The following is a 384-nucleotide window of genomic DNA, read 5'->3' as shown; positions in this document are numbered from 1 at the left end:
CCCCTCGATAGGGTCGATTATGTCAAAAACCTCGAAAAGCACGCCTCGGAAGCTACGGCCTCTTTACGCGACCCTCGGCACCGCCCCCGCCATCCTCGCGACAGCATACAGCGGCGCAAGATCCCGGCCGGTTTAGCGGGTGTTGCTCGCGTAGGGAGCCTTGTCCTTCAGCAGCACGTCGTGGGCGCCGCCCTCTACGATGGAAGTGGCGGACACCAGCGCGAGCTTCGCCTTGTCTTGGAACTCGGGAATGGTGAGCGCACCGCAGTTGCACATGGAGCTCTTCAGCTTCAGCAGGGTGATGGCCATGTTGTCCTTCAGGCTGCCGGCGTAGGGCACGTACGAATCGACGCCCTCTTCGAAGGACAGCGACTTCTTGCCGCC

1 protein-coding gene is annotated in these 384 nt (G+C 62.2%); it reads right to left on the bottom strand.

All coding sequences use genetic code 11. The features are described 5' to 3' along the window. Positions 1–132: 132 nt before the first annotated feature. The coding region (locus tag NE591_RS13190) for an IMP dehydrogenase (RefSeq protein ID WP_256156858.1) at positions 133–384 on the bottom strand (252 nt) is incomplete at its 5' end.

It is taken from the genome of Adlercreutzia sp. DFI.6.23 (assembly GCF_024462535.1).
Lineage (GTDB): Bacteria > Actinomycetota > Coriobacteriia > Coriobacteriales > Eggerthellaceae > Adlercreutzia > Adlercreutzia rubneri.
This window is presented reverse-complemented; position numbering and strand designations above follow the sequence as displayed.